We start from the raw sequence: 246 nt of genomic DNA on the forward strand, positions 1-246 counted from the left end.
GCCTGTGGTTGCCAAGGGAACCATGGTCGACATTCGCGTGACCGAGAAGGATGGCACTGTCACCAGCCTTGCGAGAGCTGCGGGTGACGTGGTCGGTGACGCCGGTATTGGAGCAGCCGCGACCGCCTATGCTGGAATGTCAGTGGGCCAGGGTTCGCTGGCCCTGGGGGCAGTAGGCATCATCGCCGACCTGATCACCGCAACCACACGTGGAGCGCCGCCCGTGATTGTGGTGGCCGATGCTGG

General features: G+C 64.6%; 1 protein-coding gene. It reads left to right on the plus strand.

The window, feature by feature from the left end; all coding sequences use genetic code 11:
* Positions 1 to 22: 22 nt before the first annotated feature.
* On the plus strand, positions 23 to 246 hold a 224-nt coding region (locus SB751_RS33950), incomplete at its 3' end, for a hypothetical protein (protein ID WP_410749489.1).

The organism is Cupriavidus sp. SIMBA_020 (assembly GCF_046535395.1).
In the GTDB taxonomy this organism is placed as follows: domain Bacteria; phylum Pseudomonadota; class Gammaproteobacteria; order Burkholderiales; family Burkholderiaceae; genus Cupriavidus; species Cupriavidus campinensis.